The sequence below is a fragment of the Dethiosulfovibrio salsuginis genome (assembly GCF_900177735.1).
In the GTDB taxonomy this organism is placed as follows: Bacteria; Synergistota; Synergistia; order Synergistales; family Dethiosulfovibrionaceae; genus Dethiosulfovibrio; species Dethiosulfovibrio salsuginis.
Genome location: NZ_FXBB01000001.1, coordinates 180,013 through 203,355 on the forward strand (window position 1 = coordinate 180,013; position 23,343 = coordinate 203,355).

At 51.9% G+C, this 23,343-nt stretch carries 20 protein-coding genes and 5 tRNA genes; 3 read left to right on the forward strand and 22 right to left on the reverse strand.

The window, feature by feature from the left end; genetic code table 11:
• Positions 1-2 precede the first annotated feature (2 nt).
• From tsaB to B9Y55_RS01010, 17 genes are all read right to left on the reverse strand, one after another.
• Positions 3-674: a tRNA (adenosine(37)-N6)-threonylcarbamoyltransferase complex dimerization subunit type 1 TsaB gene (gene tsaB / locus B9Y55_RS00930; RefSeq protein WP_085543474.1), complete on the reverse strand. Its 672-nt coding sequence runs from the start codon at positions 672-674 to the stop codon at positions 3-5.
• Positions 671-1,162, reverse strand: coding sequence for a tRNA (adenosine(37)-N6)-threonylcarbamoyltransferase complex ATPase subunit type 1 TsaE (gene tsaE / locus B9Y55_RS00935; protein WP_159448177.1), 492 nt, complete (start codon positions 1,160-1,162; stop codon positions 671-673). The genes tsaB and tsaE overlap by 4 nt, the downstream gene beginning before the upstream one ends.
• Entirely contained in the window at positions 1,159-1,389 is a 231-nt protein-coding gene (locus tag B9Y55_RS00940; protein WP_085543476.1) for a hypothetical protein, read from the reverse strand. The genes tsaE and B9Y55_RS00940 overlap by 4 nt, the downstream gene beginning before the upstream one ends.
• Positions 1,386-2,897 (reverse strand): NAD(P)H-hydrate dehydratase, encoded by a 1,512-nt coding sequence (locus tag B9Y55_RS00945; protein ID WP_085543477.1) that lies wholly within the window; start codon positions 2,895-2,897, stop codon positions 1,386-1,388. The genes B9Y55_RS00940 and B9Y55_RS00945 overlap by 4 nt, the downstream gene beginning before the upstream one ends.
• Positions 2,890-3,270, reverse strand: coding sequence for a holo-ACP synthase (acpS, locus tag B9Y55_RS00950; protein ID WP_085543478.1), 381 nt, complete (start codon positions 3,268-3,270; stop codon positions 2,890-2,892). Before acpS ends, B9Y55_RS00945 begins: the two co-directional genes overlap by 8 nt.
• A 174-nt stretch (positions 3,271-3,444) precedes the next feature.
• Positions 3,445-3,519 (reverse strand) — tRNA-Val (locus B9Y55_RS00955).
• 36 nt (positions 3,520-3,555) lie between these two features.
• Positions 3,556-3,630, reverse strand: a tRNA-Val gene (locus B9Y55_RS00960).
• A gap of 39 nt (positions 3,631-3,669) precedes the next feature.
• Positions 3,670-4,500 carry a pyrroline-5-carboxylate reductase family protein gene (locus B9Y55_RS00965; protein WP_085543479.1) on the reverse strand — a complete coding sequence of 277 codons (831 nt, stop codon included), beginning with the start codon at positions 4,498-4,500 and terminating at the stop codon, positions 3,670-3,672.
• 11 nt (positions 4,501-4,511) lie between these two features.
• Positions 4,512-5,294: a 23S rRNA (guanosine(2251)-2'-O)-methyltransferase RlmB gene (rlmB, locus tag B9Y55_RS00970; RefSeq protein WP_234986069.1), complete on the reverse strand. Its 783-nt coding sequence runs from the start codon at positions 5,292-5,294 to the stop codon at positions 4,512-4,514.
• 13 nt (positions 5,295-5,307) lie between these two features.
• Positions 5,308-8,115 (reverse strand): excinuclease ABC subunit UvrA, encoded by a 2,808-nt coding sequence (gene uvrA, locus B9Y55_RS00975; protein WP_085543481.1) that lies wholly within the window; start codon positions 8,113-8,115, stop codon positions 5,308-5,310.
• A complete protein-coding gene (gene uvrB / locus B9Y55_RS00980) occupies positions 8,075-10,084 on the reverse strand; it encodes an excinuclease ABC subunit UvrB (protein ID WP_085543482.1) in 2,010 nt (669 codons plus the stop codon). The genes uvrA and uvrB overlap by 41 nt, the downstream gene beginning before the upstream one ends.
• A gap of 50 nt (positions 10,085-10,134) precedes the next feature.
• Entirely contained in the window at positions 10,135-12,036 is a 1,902-nt protein-coding gene (ftsH, locus tag B9Y55_RS00985; RefSeq protein WP_085543483.1) for an ATP-dependent zinc metalloprotease FtsH, read from the reverse strand.
• 18 nt (positions 12,037-12,054) lie between these two features.
• The gene (gene hpt, locus B9Y55_RS00990) at positions 12,055-12,597 is read right to left on the reverse strand and encodes a hypoxanthine phosphoribosyltransferase (RefSeq protein WP_085543484.1); all 543 of its coding nucleotides are present in this window, start codon (positions 12,595-12,597) and stop codon (positions 12,055-12,057) included.
• Entirely contained in the window at positions 12,594-13,946 is a 1,353-nt protein-coding gene (tilS, locus tag B9Y55_RS00995) for a tRNA lysidine(34) synthetase TilS (protein WP_159448178.1), read from the reverse strand. The genes hpt and tilS overlap by 4 nt, the downstream gene beginning before the upstream one ends.
• A gap of 59 nt (positions 13,947-14,005) precedes the next feature.
• Positions 14,006-14,082, reverse strand: a tRNA-Met gene (locus B9Y55_RS01000).
• 3 nt (positions 14,083-14,085) lie between these two features.
• Positions 14,086-14,161, reverse strand: a tRNA-Met gene (locus tag B9Y55_RS01005).
• 120 nt (positions 14,162-14,281) lie between these two features.
• Positions 14,282-14,368, reverse strand: a tRNA-Leu gene (locus B9Y55_RS01010).
• A gap of 131 nt (positions 14,369-14,499) precedes the next feature.
• On the opposite strand from B9Y55_RS01010, the gene B9Y55_RS01015 reads away from it, so the two are divergent.
• Both B9Y55_RS01015 and B9Y55_RS01020 read left to right on the forward strand, forming a co-directional pair.
• Positions 14,500-15,513, forward strand: coding sequence for a pyridoxal phosphate-dependent aminotransferase (locus B9Y55_RS01015; RefSeq protein ID WP_159448179.1), 1,014 nt, complete (start codon positions 14,500-14,502; stop codon positions 15,511-15,513).
• Between the two features lie 95 nt (positions 15,514-15,608).
• Positions 15,609-15,905, forward strand: a complete 297-nt coding sequence (locus B9Y55_RS01020) for a YerC/YecD family TrpR-related protein (protein ID WP_085543487.1) — start codon at positions 15,609-15,611, stop codon at positions 15,903-15,905.
• A gap of 45 nt (positions 15,906-15,950) precedes the next feature.
• On the opposite strand, the gene B9Y55_RS01025 is transcribed toward B9Y55_RS01020, so the two are convergent.
• The 4 genes from B9Y55_RS01025 to B9Y55_RS01040 are packed head-to-tail and all read right to left on the reverse strand — an operon-like array spanning position 15,951 to position 20,713.
• The gene (locus B9Y55_RS01025; RefSeq protein ID WP_085543488.1) at positions 15,951-16,667 is read right to left on the reverse strand and encodes an endonuclease III domain-containing protein; all 717 of its coding nucleotides are present in this window, start codon (positions 16,665-16,667) and stop codon (positions 15,951-15,953) included.
• Positions 16,664-19,144, reverse strand: a complete 2,481-nt coding sequence (locus B9Y55_RS01030) for a Lon protease family protein (RefSeq protein ID WP_085543489.1) — start codon at positions 19,142-19,144, stop codon at positions 16,664-16,666. Before B9Y55_RS01030 ends, B9Y55_RS01025 begins: the two co-directional genes overlap by 4 nt.
• Positions 19,145-19,158: 14 nt before the next feature.
• Positions 19,159-20,232 (reverse strand): tRNA 2-thiouridine(34) synthase MnmA, encoded by a 1,074-nt coding sequence (gene mnmA, locus B9Y55_RS01035; protein ID WP_085543490.1) that lies wholly within the window; start codon positions 20,230-20,232, stop codon positions 19,159-19,161.
• Positions 20,195-20,713, reverse strand: a complete 519-nt coding sequence (locus B9Y55_RS01040; RefSeq protein ID WP_085543491.1) for a cob(I)yrinic acid a,c-diamide adenosyltransferase — start codon at positions 20,711-20,713, stop codon at positions 20,195-20,197. The genes mnmA and B9Y55_RS01040 overlap by 38 nt, the downstream gene beginning before the upstream one ends.
• Before the next feature lie 71 nt (positions 20,714-20,784).
• Here B9Y55_RS01040 and hypF point away from each other — a divergent pair, with 71 nt between their 5' ends.
• Positions 20,785-23,043 (forward strand): carbamoyltransferase HypF, encoded by a 2,259-nt coding sequence (hypF, locus tag B9Y55_RS01045; RefSeq protein WP_085543492.1) that lies wholly within the window; start codon positions 20,785-20,787, stop codon positions 23,041-23,043.
• Positions 23,044-23,075: 32 nt separating this feature from the next.
• Here the strand turns inward: hypF and B9Y55_RS01050 are convergent, their stop codons facing one another.
• Positions 23,076-23,273 (reverse strand): cold shock domain-containing protein, encoded by a 198-nt coding sequence (locus tag B9Y55_RS01050; protein WP_085543493.1) that lies wholly within the window; start codon positions 23,271-23,273, stop codon positions 23,076-23,078.
• Positions 23,274-23,343: the final 70 nt, after the last annotated feature.

The following is a 23,343-nucleotide window of genomic DNA, read 5'->3' on the forward strand; positions in this document are numbered from 1 at the left end:
ATCTATTTAGAAAAGTTCCCTAATCCGGGACTTCTATAATAGCGTGCTTGAATTTCATGGGGCGACCTAACCTCAGCTCTGTGTAACCAAGCTGTCTCCCCTAGGGCAAAGCCGCCGATACATATCAATTTATCTATTTTAGAGGAAACATCAAACCCGACAAGAGTTCGTTCCTCCGTCACGACAAAACCAGCTGTAGCATCTATATCCGACATAGCCGAAGAGAGTTCCTCTGGATCTCTTTCCCCTTCGGCAAATATCTCGTTTAACCCTGTTTGATCGACAAAAAAGCCAGCACAGTAGAGTGCACCTTGACCGGCGCGAATACAGGGTATAACCCTCTCCCCAACGGAAGGTCTAGCCGCTCTAGCCAGAGCTTCCAGAGGGCTCAAGGGGACCACCGGTATATCGAGGCCCTTAGCAAGGCCGACCCCGTATGAAAGGGCGACCCTTATACCGGTAAAATATCCTGGACCTACGGTCACCCCGATAGCGTCGATATTCTCGATAGAGGTCCCGGAGTTTTTTAGGAAAGAATCGACACAGGATGGAAGCAAAGACCCCTGAGATCTCCCCAAATCGACATTAAATTCGGACACAGGCATCCCTTCGTCCACCAAACCTAGACAGGTAAATCGATTGGAGCAATCGATTGCCAGAATCCTGCGGATCATTGAATTTCCTCCAATCCAGCAAAGTCAAGGTATCTAAGCCTGTCCCCACTATCGTCGTCCAGAGGAACTAGGGTAATTAGCCGAGTTTCCTCGTCGAGGGAATCAGCTAGGCCCAGATGTTTAAAGGTAGCCTTAAACCCTCCAAAGGGAGGGATGGACGTAAGTCTATCTGGCCACTCTACCACTACCACCCAGCCATCGTCGAGATATTCATCAAGGCCCATAGAGCGTGGATCCGCTCGCTCAAGTCGATAAAAATCGGCGTGAGCAACAGGGATGTTGCCGTGATACTCGTTTATGAGGGTAAAAGACGGACTCTTAACGCCCAGTCCTCCCAGGCCTGAAACCAAGCCTCTGACAAAAGTCGTCTTGCCAGCCCCAAGGTCCCCTTCAAGTAGAACTATAGAGCCCGGTCGAATCGCAGATGCAAGGCTAGTCCCTATATACTCGGTCTCCTCAGGGGTCTTAGCGCGAAAAGATCGAGTCACTTTCTGCACCGCCTTAGGACTATAACCACAACGAAGAGCACGAATACAAACCCGATAGACGGTAAAATCATCCTACCTACTGCTATCTCTGGATTGTGTAGTTTAGCTCCACCGATCATTCCAAGAGCTATAACCAAAGAGAGCAGGGACATCAATATCCCTTTTCTCTGTATTCGTTTGGTCTTTTTGATCTCCTCTTCCCAGTTTACAGGACGACGGCCTCTCAAAATAAGCCCCCCAAAACATCAGGTATTTTATTCGCTATCTCGGAAGCCAACGCTCCATCGGTTGAACGGCTCGAAAGGAGCTCCCCCGATTTTCCGTGTATCCATCCACCTAAAGCAGCGGCGTCAAAGGCAAGACATCCTCTGGACCAAAGAGCTCCGATAGCTCCAGCGAGAACATCTCCCGATCCTGCTACCGAAAGAGTGGAGTTGCCCGATGAGATAACCCCTCTAGCGTGCCTGGAGCAGATCAGAGAACCAGGGCCTTTAAGCAGACAGGTACCGTATCTTCCCGCTAGAGATCCAGCGACCAGCAGACGCTGCTTGGAGACCCTCTCCCTAGGCCAGCCCATAAGCCTGGCGGCCTCCCCTTCATGGGGGGTTATAAGGACCTCTTTTGCGGAGGAAATATCCGCCTCAGGCAGAAAGAACAGGCCATCTCCATCGACAACCACCGAAGGGAGTGAACTTGACCAAAACTCGGTGAAGATATCTCTCGATAGAGCGGATCGTCCCAACCCAGGTCCTAATACGACCACAGAACAGGATCCCCCCCATCTGCTTAGTATTTTAGGGATTTCCTTTTTCGAGTTTAGAGATTCAAAAATAACCTCAGGTATGTGTTGGACATAAGGCCTCACCGAGTCAGGGGCGGCCAGTACACATACACCTGCTCCCGCCCTTAAAGCCCCCATAGAGGAGAGAGCGGCGGCCCCAGGATAACGGTCAGATCCGGCTACCAGGAGGACACAGCCTCTGGAATATTTATGGGAATCGTAGTTGGTATGGGGATAGGCCCTTCGGACATATCCCTCGTCCACAAGGATCATCTCGTCTTTAGCACAGTCGGTAATTCTATCCGAAGCGATTCCTATATGTACGACTTCGACTCTCCCTGAATGCCTTTTACCGGGATAGACCTCGTGGCCTACCTTTTTTGAGACCATCGTAACCGTCAGGTCCGAGGAGACCGCCTTTCCTGAAACCGTGCCATCGTCCATATCGACCCCTGTAGGACCGTCCACGGAGAGCACAGGGGAAAAGCCGTCGATGGCCTGAACCGCCCTTAAAACCTGACCTCTCAGATCACCGGAAGCTCCGGTCCCGAGAAGAGCGTCCACCACCAAGGAAGACTCCGAAATTCTGTCTTTTATAAATTCATCGGAGACCGAGGACATCTCCACACAGGGGATTTTCATCGACTTTAGTATCAAGAGATTGGTCAAAGACGCTCCTTTGATCTTTTTTTCGTCGCCGGCTATAAACAGGAAAACCTTCCTGCCTAACCTGTCGAGGTGACGGGCCATAACCATACCGTCCCCTCCGTTACTCCCTACACCGGCCATTATAAGGACCGTATCACCTACGGAGGTCATAGAGGCAGCAAAATCAGCACAGGCCGATCCTGCGTTCTCCATGAGGATTTCCGATGGAATAGAGAACTCCTTTATGGCCTTTGCGTCTGCCTGTATAGAGATAGAGGAGGAAGAAAGACGAGATATTTTAGTCATGGCGAAAATCACCTTCCATAACGACAAAAGCCACGGCGTAATCTCCTTCGTGACTCAGGGATAGATGAAATCTAGAGGAGGAGATTTGCGCAAGAAGCCCTTCATCAAGGGCTTTGAGGTTGAGCACCGGACCAGACTCGGATCTAGAGACCGACACACCTTTGAAAGCGACCTTAGCCAAAGGCAGACCGGAAGCTTTAGAGAACGCCTCTCTTGCGGCAAAGGAGGAAGCAAGATGCCTCGCAGGACAATGCTTGGAAAAGGCGTAATCGATCTCCTCGGAGGAAAAAACCCTGCTAACAAAGTGATCGTCCCTGGAGAACCTTGACATTCTAGATATACTACAAAGATCAACGCCAACTCCTAAAATCATCTGTCCGTTCACCCCCTCAGACAATACTATACTCCATTTCCTAAAAAGTACAATTCCCCATCGCAAAAAAGGTAGGAAAAAGATCTCTCTCAATAAAGGATATGATCGATTACGATATATCTTGATACACAAAATAGTTTAAAAAAAAGCGCCCCAAAAGGGCGCATAAATACATGGTGGGTGGTAGAGGAATTGAACCTCTGACCTCTTCCGTGTCAGGGAAGCGTTCTACCTCTGAACTAACCACCCAAGGCGATATATTGAACTGTAACACAGTTGGCTAAATGGTGGGTGGTAGAGGAATTGAACCTCTGACCTCTTCCGTGTCAGGGAAGCGTTCTACCTCTGAACTAACCACCCGCCAACGCTAAGAGATTCTACAGGGGATTATCCTCTTTGTCAATCTTTATCGCTCGGTTTCGACGATAAACTCTCCCTGAGAGCCTCACCGACCTGCCTGCTCTTTTCGGTTGCCTTTACCACACCGTCTATTATGGAGGTTCTCAATCCCCCGGCCTCCAGCACCCTGAGAGCGTCTATGGTCGTCCCAGCAGGGGTACATACCCTGTCTTTATAGGCCCCAGGATGGTCTCCGCCTTTGAGAACCAGCTCGGAAGATCCGATCAAGGTCATGGCCGCTGCCCTCAAAGACACCTCTGCGGAAAGCCCCGAGGCCAGCCCCCCCTGGATAAACGATTCTAGGATGGTAAACACATAGGCAGGTCCAGATCCCGCTACGCCGGTTATACCGTCAAGATCCTGCTCCGCCATAGTCTGAGAGAGCCCTATAGAGTCGAAGCAACAGCTTAAAATATCCTTATCCCTTTCGGATATGTCGGAGGAGAGGGCATATCCGGTGAAAGCCCGGCACACCGAGGCACATATATTCGTCATAGCCCTGGCCCACCGGGCCCCAGGAGCGGCTTTACTCAAAAGCTCCAGATCAACGCAGGCCGCCAGAGAGCAACAAAGGCTACCTACCAATTTATCCCTATTCTCCCCTATGATCGGAAGTATAAGATGAGGTTTGAGTGCCCAAAATACGACGTCAAACCCCGAGAATCCCTGTTCAATATCGGAAAGCTCGTTCGCCCCGAGCTGAGACATAGCCTCTAATCTACTTGGGTTGGTATCGTAGACCCATACGGACACCCCCCCACGGACAAGCCCCTCTACCACCGCTCCCCCAAGAGCCCCTGCTCCTATTACGGACACTTTATTTAAAACCATACGAAACACCTCTAATCCTTAACGGAGGGAAGGTTAAGCCTTCTCCACTCGAACATCCCCAAAGCGGAAGCAACGCTGGCGTTTAGGGAACCGGTCTCTCCTACCATAGGGATCTTGCGAAGATCGTCACACCTTTCGGACACCAGTCTCGACATTCCCTCTCCCTCCGAACCGACGACTAAAGCCAACCTATCGGGCAAGGGAGAATCCCATATATCCCTTTCCGACCTATGATCTAGGCCTACCACCCAGTATCCTCTCTTTTTGAGATCCTCCAACGCTCTGACCAGATTGACGACCTCGAAAAGGGGAAGCCTGAAGATAGCCCCTGCGCTGGTCTTTATGACCGTTCCGGTTATCCCTACCGATCTCCTGCCAGGGAAGACTATTCCATCGGCACCGGCTACCTCAGCGGTCCTGATGATAGCCCCAAAGTTATGAGGATCTTTCAGGTGATCCATGATTAAAAGGAGAGATGGTCCCTCTTTATCCGGTAGATCGGACAGATCAAGAGGACGGGGCATCTCTATCTCCGCGACGACCCCTTGGTGTTTTTCCCCTCCTGTAAGATCGTCTAGGTGGGACCCACCGGCCTCGACCACCTCTATAGCGTTAGGCCCGGCAAGACCTAAAATTTCGTCTCGAAATGATCTCTGAGACCCTGTGGCCATGTATATCTTATGACAGGCCTCTGGAGCGGTCTCAAGCATGGATATCACGCCGTTACGGCCCCAGCACAGGTTATCCTTGCTGTCCCCTTTGCCGCCCTTACCTCTCCGTTCCTCCCATCTCAACGGAAGACACCTCCTAAAAATCGTCTCTGTGACCTTTTATAAAGCCACAGGTATACCCATCCCTTTTTTCAGCCATCTCATCCACCGTTCCACAGGCCACCAGCTTCCCTCCACCGACTCCTCCTTCAGGGCCGAGGTCGACTACGTAGTCGGACGAACATATAACGTCCAGATTATGCTCTATAACCACCACGGTGTTACCCTGTGAGACCAGACGTCGAAGTATCTTGGTCAACTTTACCACATCGGTATAGAAGAGACCTGTTGTGGGCTCATCTAGAAGATAAAGGGTTCCCTTCCCCGTCCTTTTGCCGAGCTCTTTAGCCAGCTTGACCCTCTGGGCCTCCCCGCCGCTCAGAGTAAGAGCGGACTGGCCAAGGCTAATATAGCCTAAACCTGCCTCCTGGATAAAAGCTAGCCTTGAGTGTATAGAGGGGATCTCGCTGAAAAGCTCCACCCCCTGGTCCACCGTCATCTCCAGAACATCGGCGATAGAATGGCCTCGGTAGGAAACCTCCAGAGTCTCTCTGTTGTATCTCTTTCCTCCGCAGACCTCGCACTGGACGTAAACGTCGGGCATAAAAAGCATGGATACCTTTTGCTCCCCTGCACCTCCGCAGGACTCACAACGGCCGCCTCTGACGTTAAAACTGAAACGACCGGGAGCAAACCCCCTTATCTTAGCCTCGGGCAGCTGGGAGAAGAAGTCCCTTATGTGGGTAAACACTCCGGTGTAGGTTGCCGGATTGGACCTCGGTGTCCTCCCTATAGGGCTTTGGTCCACCATAACCACCTTTTTGATATCCTCCCAGCCGGTAATATCCCTGTGGGTCCCCGGCCTTAAGCGATAGGAGTGATCCATCCTCCTCATTATGCCCCTGTAAAGGACATCGTGTAAAAAGGTGCTCTTACCGGAGCCTGATACCCCTGTGAGACACACAAAAGCCCCTATAGGAATCGATATATCCAGATCCTTAAGGTTATTCTCCGACGCCCCTAGGACAGAAAGCCATTTATCCCCTAAAGGCACGGAGCCTTCCCTGTACATACCGGAAACCTGCCCTGTAAGGTAAGGTCCTGTCTTGCCTGTAGAACCGTCAAAGTCGTCACGATATCCCTCTCTGACGACCGTTCCCCCTAGCTCCCCGGCCTCCGGGCCCATCTCAACCAGGTAATCCGCCGAATCCATAACATCCCGATCGTGCTCTACGACTATAACCGTATTGCCCTGATCCCTTATCTCCATTAACGTATCGATCAGCCTGTGGGTGTCTCTGGGATGAAGGCCTATAGTCGGCTCGTCGAGGACGTACAGCACACCGGTAAGCTTGGAGCCTATCTGAGTGGCTAGCCTGATCCTCTGGCTCTCCCCTCCGCTCAAGGTATCCGCCCTCCGGTTCAGGGATAGATACCCAGCACCGACCTGGCTCAGAAAGCCAACCCTTTTTTTGAGCTCCCCTATGACCTGTCCTACTATGGAGATATCCCTGTCTCCGAGCTCTATGGACTCAAGCTCCGAAAGAAGTCCGTCTATAGGCATAGACACCAGGTCCCCGATACTCCACTTACCTACGAATACGCTCAAGGCCTCGGGCTTTAAACGGAGCCCCGAACAGGACTGACAGATATCGTCGGACAGAAACAGAGCGAGCTCCTCCTGGACCGCCTCGGAATCGCTATCCCTCCATCTCCTGTCCAGCCAAGGTATAAGGCCTTCGTACCTGCCCCTATACTCGGATTCGACTCCTCCTCTCTCGAAGGAGAGACGTATTTTATCCTCCGATCCGAACAGGACCAGCGCTTTTTCCTCCGCCGACAGCTCTCCGTAAGGCCTGTCGGTCTCCAGGCCTAGTGACTCAAAAAGGGCCACCAGCCTTCGCAGCATATAGTGATTTTTCTTCCATGGGAGAAGGGCTCCGTTCAAAAGCCCCTGATCAGGTATCACCGCCAGATCCTCGGAAAAGGAACGGTGGCTGCCTATACCGAAACAATCGGGACAGGCTCCTGACGGACTGTTAAAGGAGAAAAGCTTCGGTTCCAGGTCGGGAAAGGAGACGCCACAGTCGGGACAGACGAATCTCTCCGTCAGTCGGATGGAGGGCTTACCCTCGGGCTCCAGGAGGACAAAGCCTTCGGTGAGGTCGAGACAGATCTGTATAGCCTCCGCAAGTCGCCCCTCTTTTCCCTCGGAGACCTTCAACCTATCGACCACCACGTCTATATTGTGAGGCCGTTTTTTATCCAGGTCGAGATCCTCCTCAAGCCAGTAGACCTCGCCGTCCACTCGGACCCTGAGAAAACCTTTTCTCCTTAAATCTATAAACAGGTTTTTAAAACCGCCTTTTTTCCCCTTAGCCACCGGAGCCATTACCTCCAGCTTCAGGTCCCTGTGGTCCCGATAGACCATATCCACCATTTCGTCCACCGAATGGCGGTGCAAGGCGGATCCACAGGAAGGACACCGAGGCACCCCTATTCTGGCGAATATGAGCCTGAGATGATCGTATATCTCCGTCACCGTCCCTACCGTCGACCTTGGGTTATGGGAGACCCCCTTTTGCTCTATGGATATAGCCGGCGAAAGGCCGTCTATATCGTCGACATCAGGTTTTTTCTGCACCCCTAAAAACTGCCTTGCGTAAGCCGATAGGGACTCTACGTACCGCCTCTGACCCTCGGCGTAAAGGGTGTCGAAAGCCAGGGAGGATTTTCCCGATCCCGAGGGACCGGTCACCACGGTGAGGGTGTTTTTAGGGATTGTCACGTTCACCCCCTTCAGGTTATGTTCTCTTGCCCCTACGATACGAATTACCTGCGACACGAAGCATCGCACCTCCTTTCGTCTCCGAAAGCATATCCCTTATGCCTGCGGCTCTCTCGAACTGGAGCTTCTCCACCGCCTCCCACATCAGCCTCTCCAGATCCTTCTCCGATAGATCGACGAGGGATTCCTCCCATAGGTCCGCCCCTTTAGGCTCCGATTTATCCATAAGCTCCTCCGGCAGGAGGGATCTAATTTTGCTTACCACCGTCCTCGGGGTTATGCCGTTTTTCTCGTTATAGTCTATCTGGATAGCCCTGCGTCTGCCGGTCTCCTCCATAGCCTTCGCTATGCTGTCGGTGATCTCGTCGGCGTAAAGGATTACCTTAGAATCGACGTTTCTAGCTGCCCTTCCCATGACCTGAACCAGAGATCGGTAGGACCTTAAAAATCCCTCCCTATCTGCGTCAAGTATGGCCACCAGAGAGACCTCCGGCAGGTCCATTCCCTCCCTGAGCAGGTTCACTCCGACCAGAACCGACGTATGGCCCTCCCGTAGCTCCTTTATCAGCTCCGCCCTCTCGAAAGTGTTAAGGTCGGAGTGGATGTATTTGGCCTTTATCCCCAGGTCCTTAAGATATCCTCCTAAGTCCTCGGACCCCTTTTTAGTCAAGGTAGTTACCAGGACCCTCTCGTCTCTTTCGATAACCTCTCTTATCCGATCGAGGAGATCGTCTATCTGTCCTGTCGCCGGAACTAAGAGGACCTCTGGGTCGGGAATACCGGTAGGACGGATTATCTGCTCCACGACCTGACCGGACACCGATACCTCCCAATCCCCAGGAGTCGCCGATAGGAACAAGGTCTTTTTCATGTATTTGACAAACTCCTCCCACCTTAGAGGCCTGTTATCCAGGCAGGAAGGAAGCCTGAAGCCGTGTCTGACCAAAGTCTCCTTTCTGGCCCTATCGCCGTTGAACATGCCTCGGATCTGGGGCAGGGTTATATGGGACTCGTCGACCACCAGGAGAAAATCGTCGGGAAAGAAGTCGATCAGCGTCCCTGGAGGGTCTCCCTCGGACCGTCCGTCCAGATATCTGGAGTAGTTCTCTATCCCCGAACAGTATCCCGTCTCCGACAGCATCTCCATATCGTATCTGGTCCTGCTCTCTATCCTCTGGGCTTCCAGGTACTTTCCCTGGCTTTTGAAAAGCTCTACCTGTCCGTTCATCTCGTCCCAGATGGAGTTCATCGCCCCTGCTACCGCCTCGTCGGAGGTAACGTAATGCTGGGCGGGATATATAGAGGCTCGATCCTTTCTGAGCAGCGATTTACCGGATACCGGATCGGTCTCCTCTATAGACTCTATCTCGTCGTCGTAAAAAACCACCCTCAGACAGGTGTCGCTGTAGGAGGGAAATATCTCCACCACATCTCCTCTGGCCCTGAACTTGCCGGGGGAGAGCTCCAGGTCGTTTCTGACGTAATAGCCCGAGAGAAGGGCCTCGAAAAAAACCCGCCTATCCCATTTATCTCCGACGGCAAAAGGTATGACCGCATCCTCGTAGGTGGCCTTTTTACCTAGGCCGTATATGCAGGATACGCTGGCCACCACTATGACATCCTCCCTCTCTATCAACGCTTTTGTGGCGGCGAGACGGAGCTTCTCTATCCTATCGTTGATCGAGGCGTCTTTCTCTATATAGGTGTCCGAGGATGGCACGTAGGCCTCAGGCTGATAATAGTCGTAGTAACTTACGAAGTAGTGAACGGCGTTATCTGGGAAGAAATCCCTGAACTCGCTGTAAAGCTGGGCGGCCAGCGTCTTATTATGGGCCATCACCAATGTAGGCTTACCGAGCCTCTGTATGACGTTGGCGACGGTAAAGGTCTTTCCGCTACCGGTGACCCCCATGAGGGTCTGGCAGCCCGATTCATCGAAGCCTCTACAGATATCCTCAATAGCCTTACCCTGGTCACCAGCAGGACCCCAAGGGGATACTAAGTTAAACTTAGCCGTAACGTTCACCTCCTAAAAAGGATGCGGGAGCTGGGAAAGATCCCGTGCTCCCGCATCTATCAGCCGTTGAATACCACGTTAGAGTCTTTAGCCAAGTCGATAGGCTTTTCGCCTTCCGAGCTAAAAGCCTCAACTTCCTCAGCTTTAGCTTCCTCCTCAACTACCTCCCCTAAGAGAATGGCCAGGTCCTTGCCGTCCATGACCTCCCTGTCCAGGAGGGTCTGGGCCACCAGCTCCACTTTCTCCATGTTCTCGGTGAGTATGGTCTTAACCTTATCGTAGCAGCTGTCGATAATGGAGCGCACCTCCCGATCTATAGAGTAGGCTATTTCCTCGCTGTAGTTTCTGTCCTCCCCTATATCCCTTCCGAGAAAGACCTCGTGGTGTTTTTTGCCTAGAGCTACAGGGCCAAGGCTATCGCTCATGCCGTACTGGGTTACCATCTGTCTCGCGATCTGTGTAGCCCTCTCCAGATCGTTACTGGCACCTGTGGTTATATCGCCGAAGACCAGGGACTCGGTGACCCTGCCACCTAGGAGAACACATATATTATTGAGCAACTCCTTCTTGGACATTAGGAACCTGTCCTCCTCGGGAAGCTGAAGGGTGTAACCTAGAGCCATGCTTCCTCTGGGGATGATGGAGATCTTGTGAACCGGATCGCATCCGGGAATAAACTTAGCGACCAGGGCGTGGCCCGTCTCGTGATAGGCTATTATGTGTTTTTCCTTCTCCCCGATAAGACGGCTTTTTCTCTCCGGTCCCGCTATCACCCTGTCTATCCCTTCCTCCATCTCGTCCATGGAGATAATTCCCTTGCCCCCTCTGGCGGCCAGTAGGGCGGCCTCGTTGACGAGATTGGCGAGGTCGGCACCGACAAATCCCGGGGTCCTCCTGGCAACTACGTCCAGATCTACCTGCTTATCCAGATTTTTGCCCTTTACGTGTACGTCCAGGATAGCCCTACGGCCCCTTACGTCAGGCCTATCTACCACGACGTGACGATCGAAGCGACCAGGACGTAACAGGGCGGGATCCAGGACGTCGGATCGGTTTGTCGCAGCGAGAAGGATTATCCCCGTCTTTTCGTCGAAACCGTCCATCTCCACCAGAAGCTGGTTCAAGGTCTGCTCCCTTTCGTCGTGACCTCCTCCGAGACCGGCCCCTCTCTGACGTCCTACGGCGTCTATCTCGTCGATAAAGACGATACAGGGCTGGTGTTTTCTCGCCTGATCGAAAAGGTCCCTAACCCTGGAGGCACCTACCCCGACAAACATCTCGACAAAATCCGATCCGCTTGTGCTGAAAAAGGGGACCGCCGCCTCTCCTGCACAGGCTCTTGCCAAAAGGGTTTTTCCCGTTCCAGGAGGTCCTAAAAGAAGTACCCCTTTAGGGACCGAGGCCCCCAGCTTGGTGAACCGGGAGGGGTCTTTAAGGTATTCGATAACCTCCTGAAGCTCCTCTTTCGACTCATCGCAGCCAGCTACGTCGTTGAAGGTCACCTGGGGGCGGTTGTCGAGGAACATCTTAGCCTTGCTTTTGGCGAAACTCATGACCTTACCGCCACCGCCTCCTTGCATATGGTAGAGAAAGAATATCCACACCCCGATAAGGAGGAGAGTCGGGAAAAGAGAGGACATCATAGTCACCCACCAGGGGTTTCTCTGAGGTGGAGTAACCTTGACATCGACTCCCTTTCGAGCCACGTCCTGAACCACGTCTCCCGCACCTATGACGTAGGTGACAAAGTCCTTGCCGTCGACGGTTTTACCGGACAGGACAGAGTCGTTCACCACCACTGACTTTATCCTTCCGCTGTCCACTTCCTGTAGAAACTGACTGTAGCTGAGGTCCCTGACGTTGGTCCCCCTCTGATCGGGGGATAAAAAAACGTTGACCAGGCTGACCACCAGAACTATCAGAATAAGGTAAAGTCCAAGATTTTTGACCAATCGCTGCACTATTCTGCCTCCCTTAAGTTAATCCTGGGACAGGACATCGACGGAATACACGGACCGAAGGTTTCTCCATCTCTCCGCACAGTCCAGTCCGTATCCCACCACGAAAATATCCGGTATGTCGAAACCTACGTAATCCACGGAGATATCGGCTATTCTACGCTCTTTTTTATCCAAAAGAGAGCAAAGGGCCAGGGAACGAGGCTCTCTCTCGAGAAGGACTCTCTTCAGATATGAAAGAGTCAACCCCGTGTCGACGATATCCTCCACTATGAGGACGTGTTTGTCCTTTATGACGTTGTCTAGGTCTTTATTGATCCTGACAACTCCACTGGAGGTAGTGGAAACACCGTAGGAGGACACGCTCATAAAATCCATACTGACGTTCACCCTGTCGTCGATGTTTCTGACCAGGTCCGCCATGAATATAGCCGCACCTCTGAGGATACCGACAACTACCAGGTCCTCACCTTTGTAGTCCTCACCGATGATCTTTCCCAACTCCGCTACTTTGCTGACAATATCCTCTTCGGATATCAAAACATTACCGACTTTATAGTTCATCTAGGTTCCCCTTCCTGTCTACCATTGGGATCGCTAAAACACACCAAGCAAAAACTATCATATTCTACACTATCTGACGGAAATTCCCACCTGCTATTCAAAAAAACCGGCTCAGGACACCAGACAGGCCGATCGTTTACGGTGACCACCGGAATACAGGGCAAAAGCCACCAGGGGCAGGGAGACCTGTCTTTTTGGGATAAAGAGGCCATAGGCCTTACGCTGACCTTATCGCCAGGAAGCAGAGGTATAGCGACGGAAAAGGCGGAAGCCGACGGCTCTCTTTTCCGTAAAAAAGACCACGAAAAGGGGATATCCTGAAATACCCCTTCTCCCTCTCCTGAGAGTATCGCAGGATCAGGGATGGAGACCTCCAGCAGAGGACGATGAACCCAGGAAAGGAAATTACGATCTCCACAGAGCTCTACGTCCGAGGACCACTGAAATCTCCAGCGGGAACCGCGATCCTCAAGATCCAGCAGCTTTTTCGTCCTGCTTCTCGATAAGGTCCTAAGTCCCAGATATCTACCGACGTGACGGAGAGCCCAGGTTTTACCTCTAGGACTCAAACTTTTAAAGCCCTCTCTGGACAGGGTATACAGACACCGAGGGAGGTCTTTTTTGATCTGAGAAGCGAGGGTCTCCCCTTCCTCCTCCTCCTGGGCCCTCAGATCCGCCATGTCCTCCACCAGGCTGAGGACATGATCACCGATAGAGCTGTTTAGCCTGGCCTTCATCAGAGGGAGCAGCTCGTTTCTGACTCTGTTCCTCAGGTAGAGATCCTGATCGTTGGTCTCGTCTTCCACCCAGGACCATCCCGCTTCTCTCAGTATATCTCGAAGCCTCTCTCTGGACATTCCCATAACAGGCCTAAAAAGACGTCCGTTGACCTCCGGAATGCCCGCCAATCCAAAGGGACCGGAACCTCTAGCCAGGTTTAGAAAGAAGGTCTCCACCACATCGTCGGAGTTATGGCCCAAAACCACTCCACTACAGCCTAGCTCTTCGGACAGATCGGCGAGGGATCTATGCCTTATCCTCCTGGCCGCCAGCTCGACCGACTCGCCTTTTAGCATCTCGCCTGGAACGTCCCTTTTTGCTATATGACAGGGTACACCAATAGACTCACAGTGTTCAGAGACAAAACGGGCATCCGACGAGGATGATTCCCCTCTTATACCGTGATCAACGTGGAGAGCGACGACTTCCCCTCCCCAAACATGGACCATAAGCCACAGAAGAGCCATAGAGTCGCTTCCACCGGAAAGGGCCACAGCCATTCTCTTTGAGTTCCACCACCTCTGCCTCAGCCCTGCGGACTTAAAACCGTCGAAGTTACGGAGAACCATGGAGCACCGCCCTTTCTGCAAAAAAAAAGAGAACCCCCGAAGAGGTCCTCTTGAAGTCATGGTGGCGGTGACTGGAATCGAACCAGTGACACTACGGGTATGAACCGTATGCTCTAGCCAACTGAGCTACACCGCCAAATGGTTGCGGGGGCAGGACTCGAACCTGCGACCTTCGGGTTATGAGCCCGACGAGCTACCAACTGCTCCACCCCGCGATATGGACGTCCTCATCTCTCAGGACTAGGACATTTTAGCAGAGCCTCCAGGGTTTTACAAGGGGCAAAAAGAAGAAAGAATATACTGGAAGCCGATCGAAGCTACTACTAAAACAAGGCTGGTGCCCGAGACCGGAATCGAACCGGTACGCCTCTACAGGCGAGGGATTTTAAGTCCCTTGTGTCTACCTATTCCACCACTCGGGCGTTAGAAATCAGCGGTGTTAATGTTATCACCCAAGGGCAAGACAGTCAACATCCACATGAACGTTGACCGACCTATCAGGACGTGCTAAAATCCATTCGCTTTACCCTGATAAAGTAAAGGAGTGACTAACTTGAGCACGAAACTACGTCTGGACAAAAACGAATCTCCCTATGGACTACCGGATCACCTGCTTGAGAGCGCTAAAAAGGCTCTTGCTTCCATAGAGGCCAATAGATACCCCGATCCCACCTATTCCAGCTTGAGGGAGAGTATAGGAAACTACGTCGGCGTATATAAGGAAAACATAGTCCCGGGAAACGGCGGTGACGAAATACTTTGGCTCGCCTTTGCTGCCTACGTATCCCCTGGAGACAGGGTCCTTACCTTAAACCCGTCGTTCTCCCAGTACGAACATATGTGCAAAGTCTTCAAAGCGGAGAGATTAGCCGTCCCTATGACCCTGAAAAACGATAGCATAGAGGTAGATGAGGACGAATTTTTAAGGTCGTTGAGATCACAAAATCCCTCATTGGTCCTTCTAGACAGCCCTAATAACCCTACAGGAGTGGCTCTGACAGATCTATTTATCCATAAAGTCCTGGATTCGGCCCGGTGCCCTGTCCTTATAGACGAGGCCTACGGGGAATTTTCCAGCCACACGTTTCTCGAAGATCAAGGTATGGACGACCTTCCTGAATCGACTATGATACTGAAAACCCTCTCCAAAGCCTGGGGGATAGCTGGACTGAGGGTCGGCTACTGTGTGACCTCCCAACCGACGGCACGTAAACTGAACGGTCTGAGAAGCCCTTTCAACGTAAACCTGTTTTCCCAGGCTATAGCTTTGGAGCTTCTGAAAGATCGATCCTGGATGGATAAAAGGGTCAAAGCCATCGTGGAAACCAGAGAAAGGCTCTTCTCAAGGATAAAAAAAGGCCTTAAGAGGTGGCAGGTATTTCCCGGTCAGGGAAACTTTCTTCTCGTCAAACTTCCCGACGAACAGAGGGACCTTCTGGGATATTTGAGGGAAAATCGGATAGAGATAAAAGGCTTCGATCTACCCTGGGAGGGGCACTGGGCCAGGATAACCGTTGGAACAGACGAAGAGATGGAGAAGTTGATCGATGCCGTAGAAAAAGTCTAAATCCTTTCTTGTGTACTTGTTTACCCTATTGGTTAGTGATAGTATGATGTGTAAGGTATAAAAAACGATAGGGCACAGGAAGGAGGGGTTGCAAAGTGGAAAAATGGAAAGATCGTCTTACCGATCAGCTATGTACCGCTATGCTCTCGCTGGACACAAAAGAGGAAGTATATTCGTTTCTTGAGGACATCGCCACCATAGGAGAGATAAGGGCCCTTGCGCAGAGACTGGAGGTAGCGAGACTGCTCAGCGATGGATATACATATCCTCAGATAGCCCAACAGACCGGAGCCAGCACGGCCACCATAAGCAGGGTTAAGAAGTTTCTGGAGTACGGGGCTGACGGCTATCGAATCATTCTGCAACGTCTTGGCGAACACAAAGAGGAGTAACGAAAAAGACGATCGATATCTGTTTTACGATATCGATCGTCTTTTTTAGTTTGACTTAAACCAGGGACATAGGGAGGAAAGGGAGCAGCTAGAGCAGAGGGGATTCCTGGCTCTACACAGGGCCTTACAGTGGCTTATGATGTTCAGATGGGCCCCTTTTTTCCTGGCCTCCGGGACTAATTTCTCCATCTTTTCCTGTATCGCCACAGGAGAGGCGGAACGATCCACCCACTCCATTCTCCTGCAAAACCTGGCTACGTGGGTATCCACAGGAAAGGCGGGAATCCCGAGATCGAACACCATAACGCAGGCAGCTGTCTTAGGTCCGACCCCCGGCAGAGAGGTCAAAAAGCCCTCTACCTTCGACTTATCCCAGAGGCTTATCCCCTTCAGGCTGTATTCCCCAAAAGCACCTTTTACTATATCCAAAATCTCTTTTATCCTCACCGATTTTACGTTGGCGATACCCGCCACCTTTATGGCCTTTGCGATGTACTCAGCGGGGACGGAGGCCACCTGCTCCCAGGAGGGATAAAGGGATTTTAGTTCCTGAAAGGCTCTGTCACGGTTGTTGTCGTTGGTATTTTGGGATAGGACGGTAAGCATAAGGCCGTCCAGAGGATCCTCAAAGGCCGAGACTTTAGGGGCAGCCTCCTGCCCCCAAAGTCCCTCCAAAATATCCAATACGTCAGGGAGCAGTCCCTTGTCCCATACAGGAGCTACCGCTTCTTTCGGTTTTGGCTCAAAGACTATCCTGCTCACCGGGCCTCCCCTTCTTCCGATGTCTGGGTCTTTTTGCTTTTTTTGCCTTTTTTACCCTGATCCTTATCCTGACCGGTCATCTCCTTGTGAATCCTGGCGGCGTCTTTCATCCATTTCTGGAGCTTCGCCTTTACCTTGCCGTGAATGGATTTTTTGGGAAAATCTCCCTTCGAGTTGGGCTTTCCAGCCGGTATTCCTGTGAGTATCTCGATCCCCTCGTCCACCGAATGGACCTTCCAGACGTGGAATTTACCGTCTTTTATGGCCTCTACTACCTCACGGTTGAGCATCAGGTGCTTTTCGTTCTGATGGGGTATCATCACACCCTGTTCCCCCGTAAGTCCCCTCTCCTTGCAGTAGGAGAAGAACCCCTCTATTTTCTCGTTTACACCGCCGATAGGCTGGATATTGCCGAACTGGTCCACCGAGCCGGTGACCGCTATTGATTGGTTTATGGCCACCTCGGAGAGGGATGAAAGAAGGCAGTAAAGCTCCGTCGACGACGCGCTATCTCCCTCTATGCCTCCGTAGTTCTGTTCAAAGGAGATGCTGGCCGAGAGGGTCAGAGGCATATCCTGGGCGTATTTCCTCCCTAGATAGCTGCTAAGGGTAAGGTGTCCTTTGTTGTGAATCGGTCCTGCCATAGAGGTCTCTCTCTCTATGTTCACGACGCCCTCTTTGCCCATATAGGTATTGGCCGTTATCCTGGAGGGGTGCCCAAAGGCGTAGTCCCCGAGGTCTATAACCGCTAGGCCGTTTATCTGACCGATAGCGTCTCCCTCTGTGTCTATCCTTATGACTCCGTCGACAAAAGCCCTTTTTATCCTCTCCTCCACCAGACTAGCTCTATGCCGGCTCTCCTGGATAGCTTTGTAGACGTAATCTCTGCTGACCATATCCGCTCTGTCCATCCTGGCCCAGGCGATAGATTCAACTATAACCTCGATTATCTTGTTGAACTGGATAGAAAGCCTGTCCCTATCCCCCGCCAACCTCGACGACCAGTCAATTATCTCCGCCACCGCTTCGGCGTTGAAATGAGGTCCTTTTTCCCTTTTGACTATGGTGGTTATAAACTGAGCCATCTGATGCTCCGACGACGACGTTCGCTCCATGTCGGACTGGAACTCCGCCCTCAGTTTGAACATCTTTCGGAACTCAGGATCGTAGTGCTGCAATAAATAGTAAAGATAGTAGGTTCCTACCAGGACCATCTTGACGTTAATATCCACCGCCTCAGGACGGAGGGAGGACATAGGCACGGCGCCGAACTGCTCTCCCAGGTTTTCGATGCTCAGCTTACCGGTCCGTAGAACTCTCTTCAGTCCTTCGTAGGACATGAAGTTCCGAAGGAGCAGATCCATGTCCAGAACCAGAAAACCTCCGTTGGCCTTGAGTATAGCCCCTGCGACGATCTTCCTGAAATCGGTGTAGAGATAGCCCTGTCTACTTTCGTACTCCACCTTTCCCATCAGGTTGTAGTAGGTGGGGTTGGTCTCCCATATTACAGGAGCACCGTTTTCAGGGTCGTTGCAGACCACCGGATTGACCCTGTATATGCTGAAATCCACCTCGGCGTTATCGTCCCTGGCAGCGGCCACAAACATACCGAAGTTGTCTATGACGCTTTTCGTGAAAGAGTCTATCCAGCTGTTTATTCTGTCGTTTAGGCCAAACTTCTCCCTGATATCGTCGATGGTCCCCTGGATAGCTCCTTTACATATCTCCGACTCAAGCTCGGATATCCTTTTTTTCAGTTCTTTCTCCATGTCTCTGATCTCCCGCAGGACCACTAAGGTCCTTTGGGATATCTCCTCCGATTCCTCCTGGAGAGACCTCTGGCGGTCTTCGCCGAGCTCCTCAAACTCCTCCGGCTGAATCTCTCTTCTTGTGACGTTGCCTTCCTCGTCCACCTCTTCCTGAAGAGGTATGTTGACGAAGCCCTGAGGAGTTCTCTTGACGGAAAAGCCTTTCTCCCAGGCCCAGGCCTTTATCTCCTCCATCCTGGCGTTTACCTCTTCCTGAAAAACCTTTACCTCCTGGGCCTTGGTGTCCTCGTAGTGACCTTTTTCAAAAGCCTTGCTTATGACCAATTTAAGGTCATCTATCAGGGAAGAGAAGGTCGACTCCATCTCCTTGCCTTTACCTGCAGGGAGCAAAAGGGCTATAGGTTCCCCGGGGTTATCGAAGTTGTAGACGTAAACCAGATCATCCGGGACGTCCATCTCCTGGGCCTTCTTCTTAAGGCTGTCCAGAGCGTAGGTGGTCCTACCGCTACCGGAGTTTCCCACCACAAATATGTTGTATCCCTTGCTGTTCACCGACAGGCCGAAGTCCATGGCCTTTACAGCTCGCTCCTGACCGATAAAGCCGGTGAGACACTCCACCTCTTCGGTGGACGAACAGTCCAGAGAGGACGGATCGGTCATCCTTCTCACGCTGTCGGCATTCAACTCCAGAACGTCTTTAAGAGACATAGCTAATTCCTCCTTCACCAGTTAGCGGTCCAGTCTATAATTCCTCCACCTAAAACACGATCTCCATCGTAAAAAACCAGAGATTGACCAAGAGCAACCCCATAGGCTGGATAGTCCAGAAGGACCTCCATCCCTCGGTCGTCCAAAGAGACCAACGTCCCCCTCTGAGGGCGAGATCTATACCGATGCTGAAGGTCGTAGGAAGCCCCCACCTCGACGGGATGGTGCCATCTAGGACTGGAAGCCCTTATCCGTCTGACCTCGACGTTTTCCCTCCTGCCTAGAATAAGGGAATTGGCCTTTATATCCTTTTTTACCACAAACCACGGCCCACCGCCTAATCCTAATCCCTTTCTCTGACCTTCGGTGTAGAGGCAAAGGCCTCGATGGCGACCTAAAACCTCTCCACCTACGGAGAGCATCGGGCCAGGGCTGGAGGATCCACCTAGACTGGACAGCAAAAAATCGTCCAGAGCTCCATCGATAAAACATATATCCTGGCTGTCCCCTTGGGCCATATCAGGAGAACCCATCTCCTGTGCAACGTAACGTCTCACCTGCTCCTTAGACATATCGCCAAGGGGAAATATCAGCCTATCTATCCATCGACGGGGGATACGGTACAGCATATAGCTTTGGTCCTTAGGGGCGAAAGAAGCTCTCGCCAACGAAGCCCTTTCTCTGTAGACCGCTTTTTTGACGTAATGACCTGTGGCGACCAGTTCTATACCTCTCCTGTCGGCCTCGTCGAAAAGTAGCTTAAGCTTGGCGTTTTCGTTGCATATAACGCAGGGGTTAGGTGTTCTACAGCTCTCGTAGTCCTCCAGAAAAGGCTTTATAACCGCTCGGTGAAACACATCTCTACCGTCGACCTCCAACACCTCTATACCCATGGATCTAAGAGCCTTTAGCCTGTTCTGGTCGTTAAGATCGTCCCCCTGATGGAGAACCAACCTTACGCCAATAGGGGCGTACCCCATCTCCCTCAGAAGCAAGGCGGACGTGCAGCTATCCACCCCGCCGCTGACGCCTAGAACGATCGGAATGCCTTTAATGATCGATCCCCTCCCTGGAAAGGACTCCCTTATCGTAAGGGTGTCGCCGAGAGATTATCTCGGAAAGGTAGTCCGCTCTGTCCAAAATCGCCTCCGAAGGATCCCGCCCGGTCAGGACCAGTTCGACCCCTTCAGGCTTGGAATCCATAATCTGAAGGACCTCTTTTTCCGATATGAGCCCAAAATCAACCGCCACGGAGATCTCGTCCAGTATGACCAGGTCCTTTCCGGCGGACAGAAAGGCCTTCGCCACATCAAGGCCCCTTCGGGCTTCCTTAATATCCATCTCCTTTTCCTTGCCCTTGTATATATAGTCGGGGCTACCGGTCTGGACCAGCTCAACGCCTTCAAGAGCGAGAAGAGGCTTAACCTCCGAGTAGGGGTAACCTTTCATAAACTGGACTATTCCAACCGAAAGGCCTGCACCACAGGCCCTTAGGGCCAATCCTAAGGCAGCGGTGGTCTTTCCCTTTCCGGTTCCGTAGTAGACGTGGATAAGACCTAAATTACTCAACCCAACCCTCTCCTTTCTAGAGTAAGATGATGGTAGTAGAATGAATCCGAAAAAGAAACGGGGGGTTTTACTTGATCGAGAAACACATAATAGTGACAGGGGTGGTTCAGGCCGTCGGTTTTAGGCCCTTTTGCGCAAAGTTAGCCTCCCGATGGGATCTGGGGGGATCGGTATCCAACACCTCCGAAGGGGTCAAGCTAGTTCTCCAAGGACATAGGGATACCATAGATAACTATATCAGAGATCTTTACATCTCCAAACCGGATCTAGCGGAAATCCACACCTTAGAGGTACTGGAGGAGTTCGATTGCGAGAAAAAAGGCCCCTTCGTCATAGGGCCTACGGTAAAGGGCACAGGACAAAGGGTTCTTCTGCCTCCTGATATAGCTACCTGTTCAAAGTGCGTACAGGAAATGGACGACCTAGGTGACCGAAGATACAGATACCCCTTCATAAACTGCACCGACTGTGGTCCTAGGTTCTCCATAGTGAAAGGACTGCCTTACGACAGACCTCAGACCACCATGGAGAGTTTTCCTATGTGCCCCCAGTGCGCGGCAGAATACGGAGACCAAGAAGATAGGCGTTTTCACGCTCAGCCCAACGGATGTCCTGACTGCGGTCCTCGAATATGGTCCCATAAAGAGGGATCGGAGGACCTGTACGACCAGGAAGGTCTCGAAAAATGCAGACAAGGCCTGAGATCGGGGGAAATATGGGCGATCAAAGGGCTTGGCGGTTTTCACCTCGCCTGCGATCCCAAATCCCACCGGGCCCTCGAGCTGCTTAGGGAGGCAAAAAGACGACCTCACAAGCCATTTGCGTTGATGGTAGAGAACCTGGACGCCGCTGCCTCTATTGCCTGCCTGGAGGAAGGGGAAAAAAGGCTTCTAGAATCGCCTAGAAGGCCTATCGTCCTCTGCCCCATAAGGGGGGAAATATCCCCTCTGATCGCCCCTAACCAGGACAGAGTGGGCATAATGTTGCCCTACACCCCTCTTCACCGTCTTATTATGGAGGGTATGGTAGCCCTGGTTATGACCAGCGGCAACCTGGCCGATTCTCCTCTGATATCGGAAAACCAGGAGGCTCTGTCTAAACTGGGCAAAATAGTCGACGGGTTCTTACTGCACGATAGGGATATCCACATGAAAATAGACGATTCTCTGGTAGCACCCTGGGGGGATAGGTCGGTGATTATGAGAAGGGCCAGAGGTTACGTTCCTAACCCTGTCCATACGTCCTGCAAAATGCCCCAGATACTAGCCGCAGGAGGGGAGATGAAGAGCACCTTCTCCCTCACCAGGGATAACCTCATATTTCCTAGCCAGTATCTAGGGGATGGAAAGGAAATAGCGACCCTGGAATACTATAAAAAGACACTAAAACACTTTATGAGGCTATACGAAATAGTTCCCAAAGCAATTATTCATGACTTTCATCCTTTATACATGACGACTAAGGTCGCCAAGGAGGTGGCAGGAGAGGACATTCCCTCAATGGCGGTCCAACACCACCACGCCCATCTGGCCGCCTGTCTAGCGGAACATCAGAGAAATGAACCTACCATCGGAGTAATCCTGGACGGAACGGGCTACGGAACCGACGGAACCATATGGGGGGGGGAGTTTCTCCTAGGGGATCTATCGGGGTTTTCCAGGGTCGGCCATCTCATGACCTGCCCTCTCCCTGGGGGAGACAGATCGGTAAAAGAGCCCTGGCGATACTCTTTATCCCTTCTGGTTCGAGCTTTAGGGGAAGATAAGGCTTTAGCCCGAGCCAGAGAGCTGTGGCCGGGCAGGGAAAAGACGATAGAGCTTATACTGAAGACCTTAGAAGAGGCTCCAGTTACGTCCTCCTGCGGGAGGCTCTTCGACGGAGTCTGGGGGCTTTTGGCCATAGGAGAGACGGTGACCTACGACGGTCAGGGGGCAGGGGAGCTAGAGGCAAAATCCGGTGGATCCTGGGAGGATATTCCTATGGAGATAGTCGGGTCGGGCAAAGACTTTATCGTCGATTGGCGACCCTTTATCCGATGGCTAGCGGAGGAAAGGCCGTCAGTCGAAAGGGGAAGCTCCTCGTTCCACCTATCCCTATCTCGGGCCATAACCGAAAGCTGTCTGAGGGTAAAGGAAGCACACGGAATTGATACAGTGGCCCTTTCCGGTGGAGTATGGCAGAACTGCCGTCTTCTAGATAAAACCGTGACAGATCTGGAGGAAAGAGGTTTTTCGGTGCTCACCCATGAAAGAACCTCCCCTAACGACGAATCTATATCCATCGGACAGGCCGCCATAGGTGGATGGAGATGGAAAAAGGAGGAAGCTTAGCGAGACGCTAAGCTTCCTCCTGGGATAATAGTTTAAACCCTCACGACGTGAGTGGCCTGAGGCCCCTTATCGCCGTCGGTTATCTCGAACTGTACAACCTCGTTTTCCTCAAGGACTTTGTAACCGTCCATCTCGATAGCACTGAAATGAACGAAAACGTCGTTTCCCTCTTCGGTGGTTATAAAGCCGTATCCCTTTGAACCGTTGAACCACTTGACTGTGCCTTTCATTGCTGTGCCTCCTAAATAATGGATATAAACCTGCTGCCGATACCGCAAGTTCAGGAGAGACAATCTAACC

Bases quoted from the DNA above. Each gene is read 5' to 3' on its own strand.
- B9Y55_RS00965 (WP_085543479.1), bottom strand. From the start codon at position 4,500: ATGGTTTTAAATAAAGTGTCCGTAATAGGAGCAGGGGCTCTTGGGGGA.
- hpt (WP_085543484.1), bottom strand. From the start codon at position 12,597: ATGAACTATAAAGTCGGTAATGTTTTGATATCCGAAGAGGATATTGTC.
- tsaB (WP_085543474.1), bottom strand. From the start codon at position 674: ATGATCCGCAGGATTCTGGCAATCGATTGCTCCAATCGATTTACCTGT.
- acpS (WP_085543478.1), bottom strand. From the start codon at position 3,270: ATGATTTTAGGAGTTGGCGTTGATCTTTGTAGTATATCTAGAATGTCA.
- B9Y55_RS01050 (WP_085543493.1), bottom strand. From the start codon at position 23,273: ATGAAAGGCACAGTCAAGTGGTTCAACGGTTCAAAGGGATACGGCTTT.
- tilS (WP_159448178.1), bottom strand. From the start codon at position 13,946: ATGGTTCTCCGTAACTTCGACGGTTTTAAGTCCGCAGGGCTGAGGCAG.
- B9Y55_RS00945 (WP_085543477.1), bottom strand. From the start codon at position 2,897: ATGACTAAAATATCTCGTCTTTCTTCCTCCTCTATCTCTATACAGGCA.
- B9Y55_RS01030 (WP_085543489.1), bottom strand. From the start codon at position 19,144: ATGTCTCTTAAAGACGTTCTGGAGTTGAATGCCGACAGCGTGAGAAGG.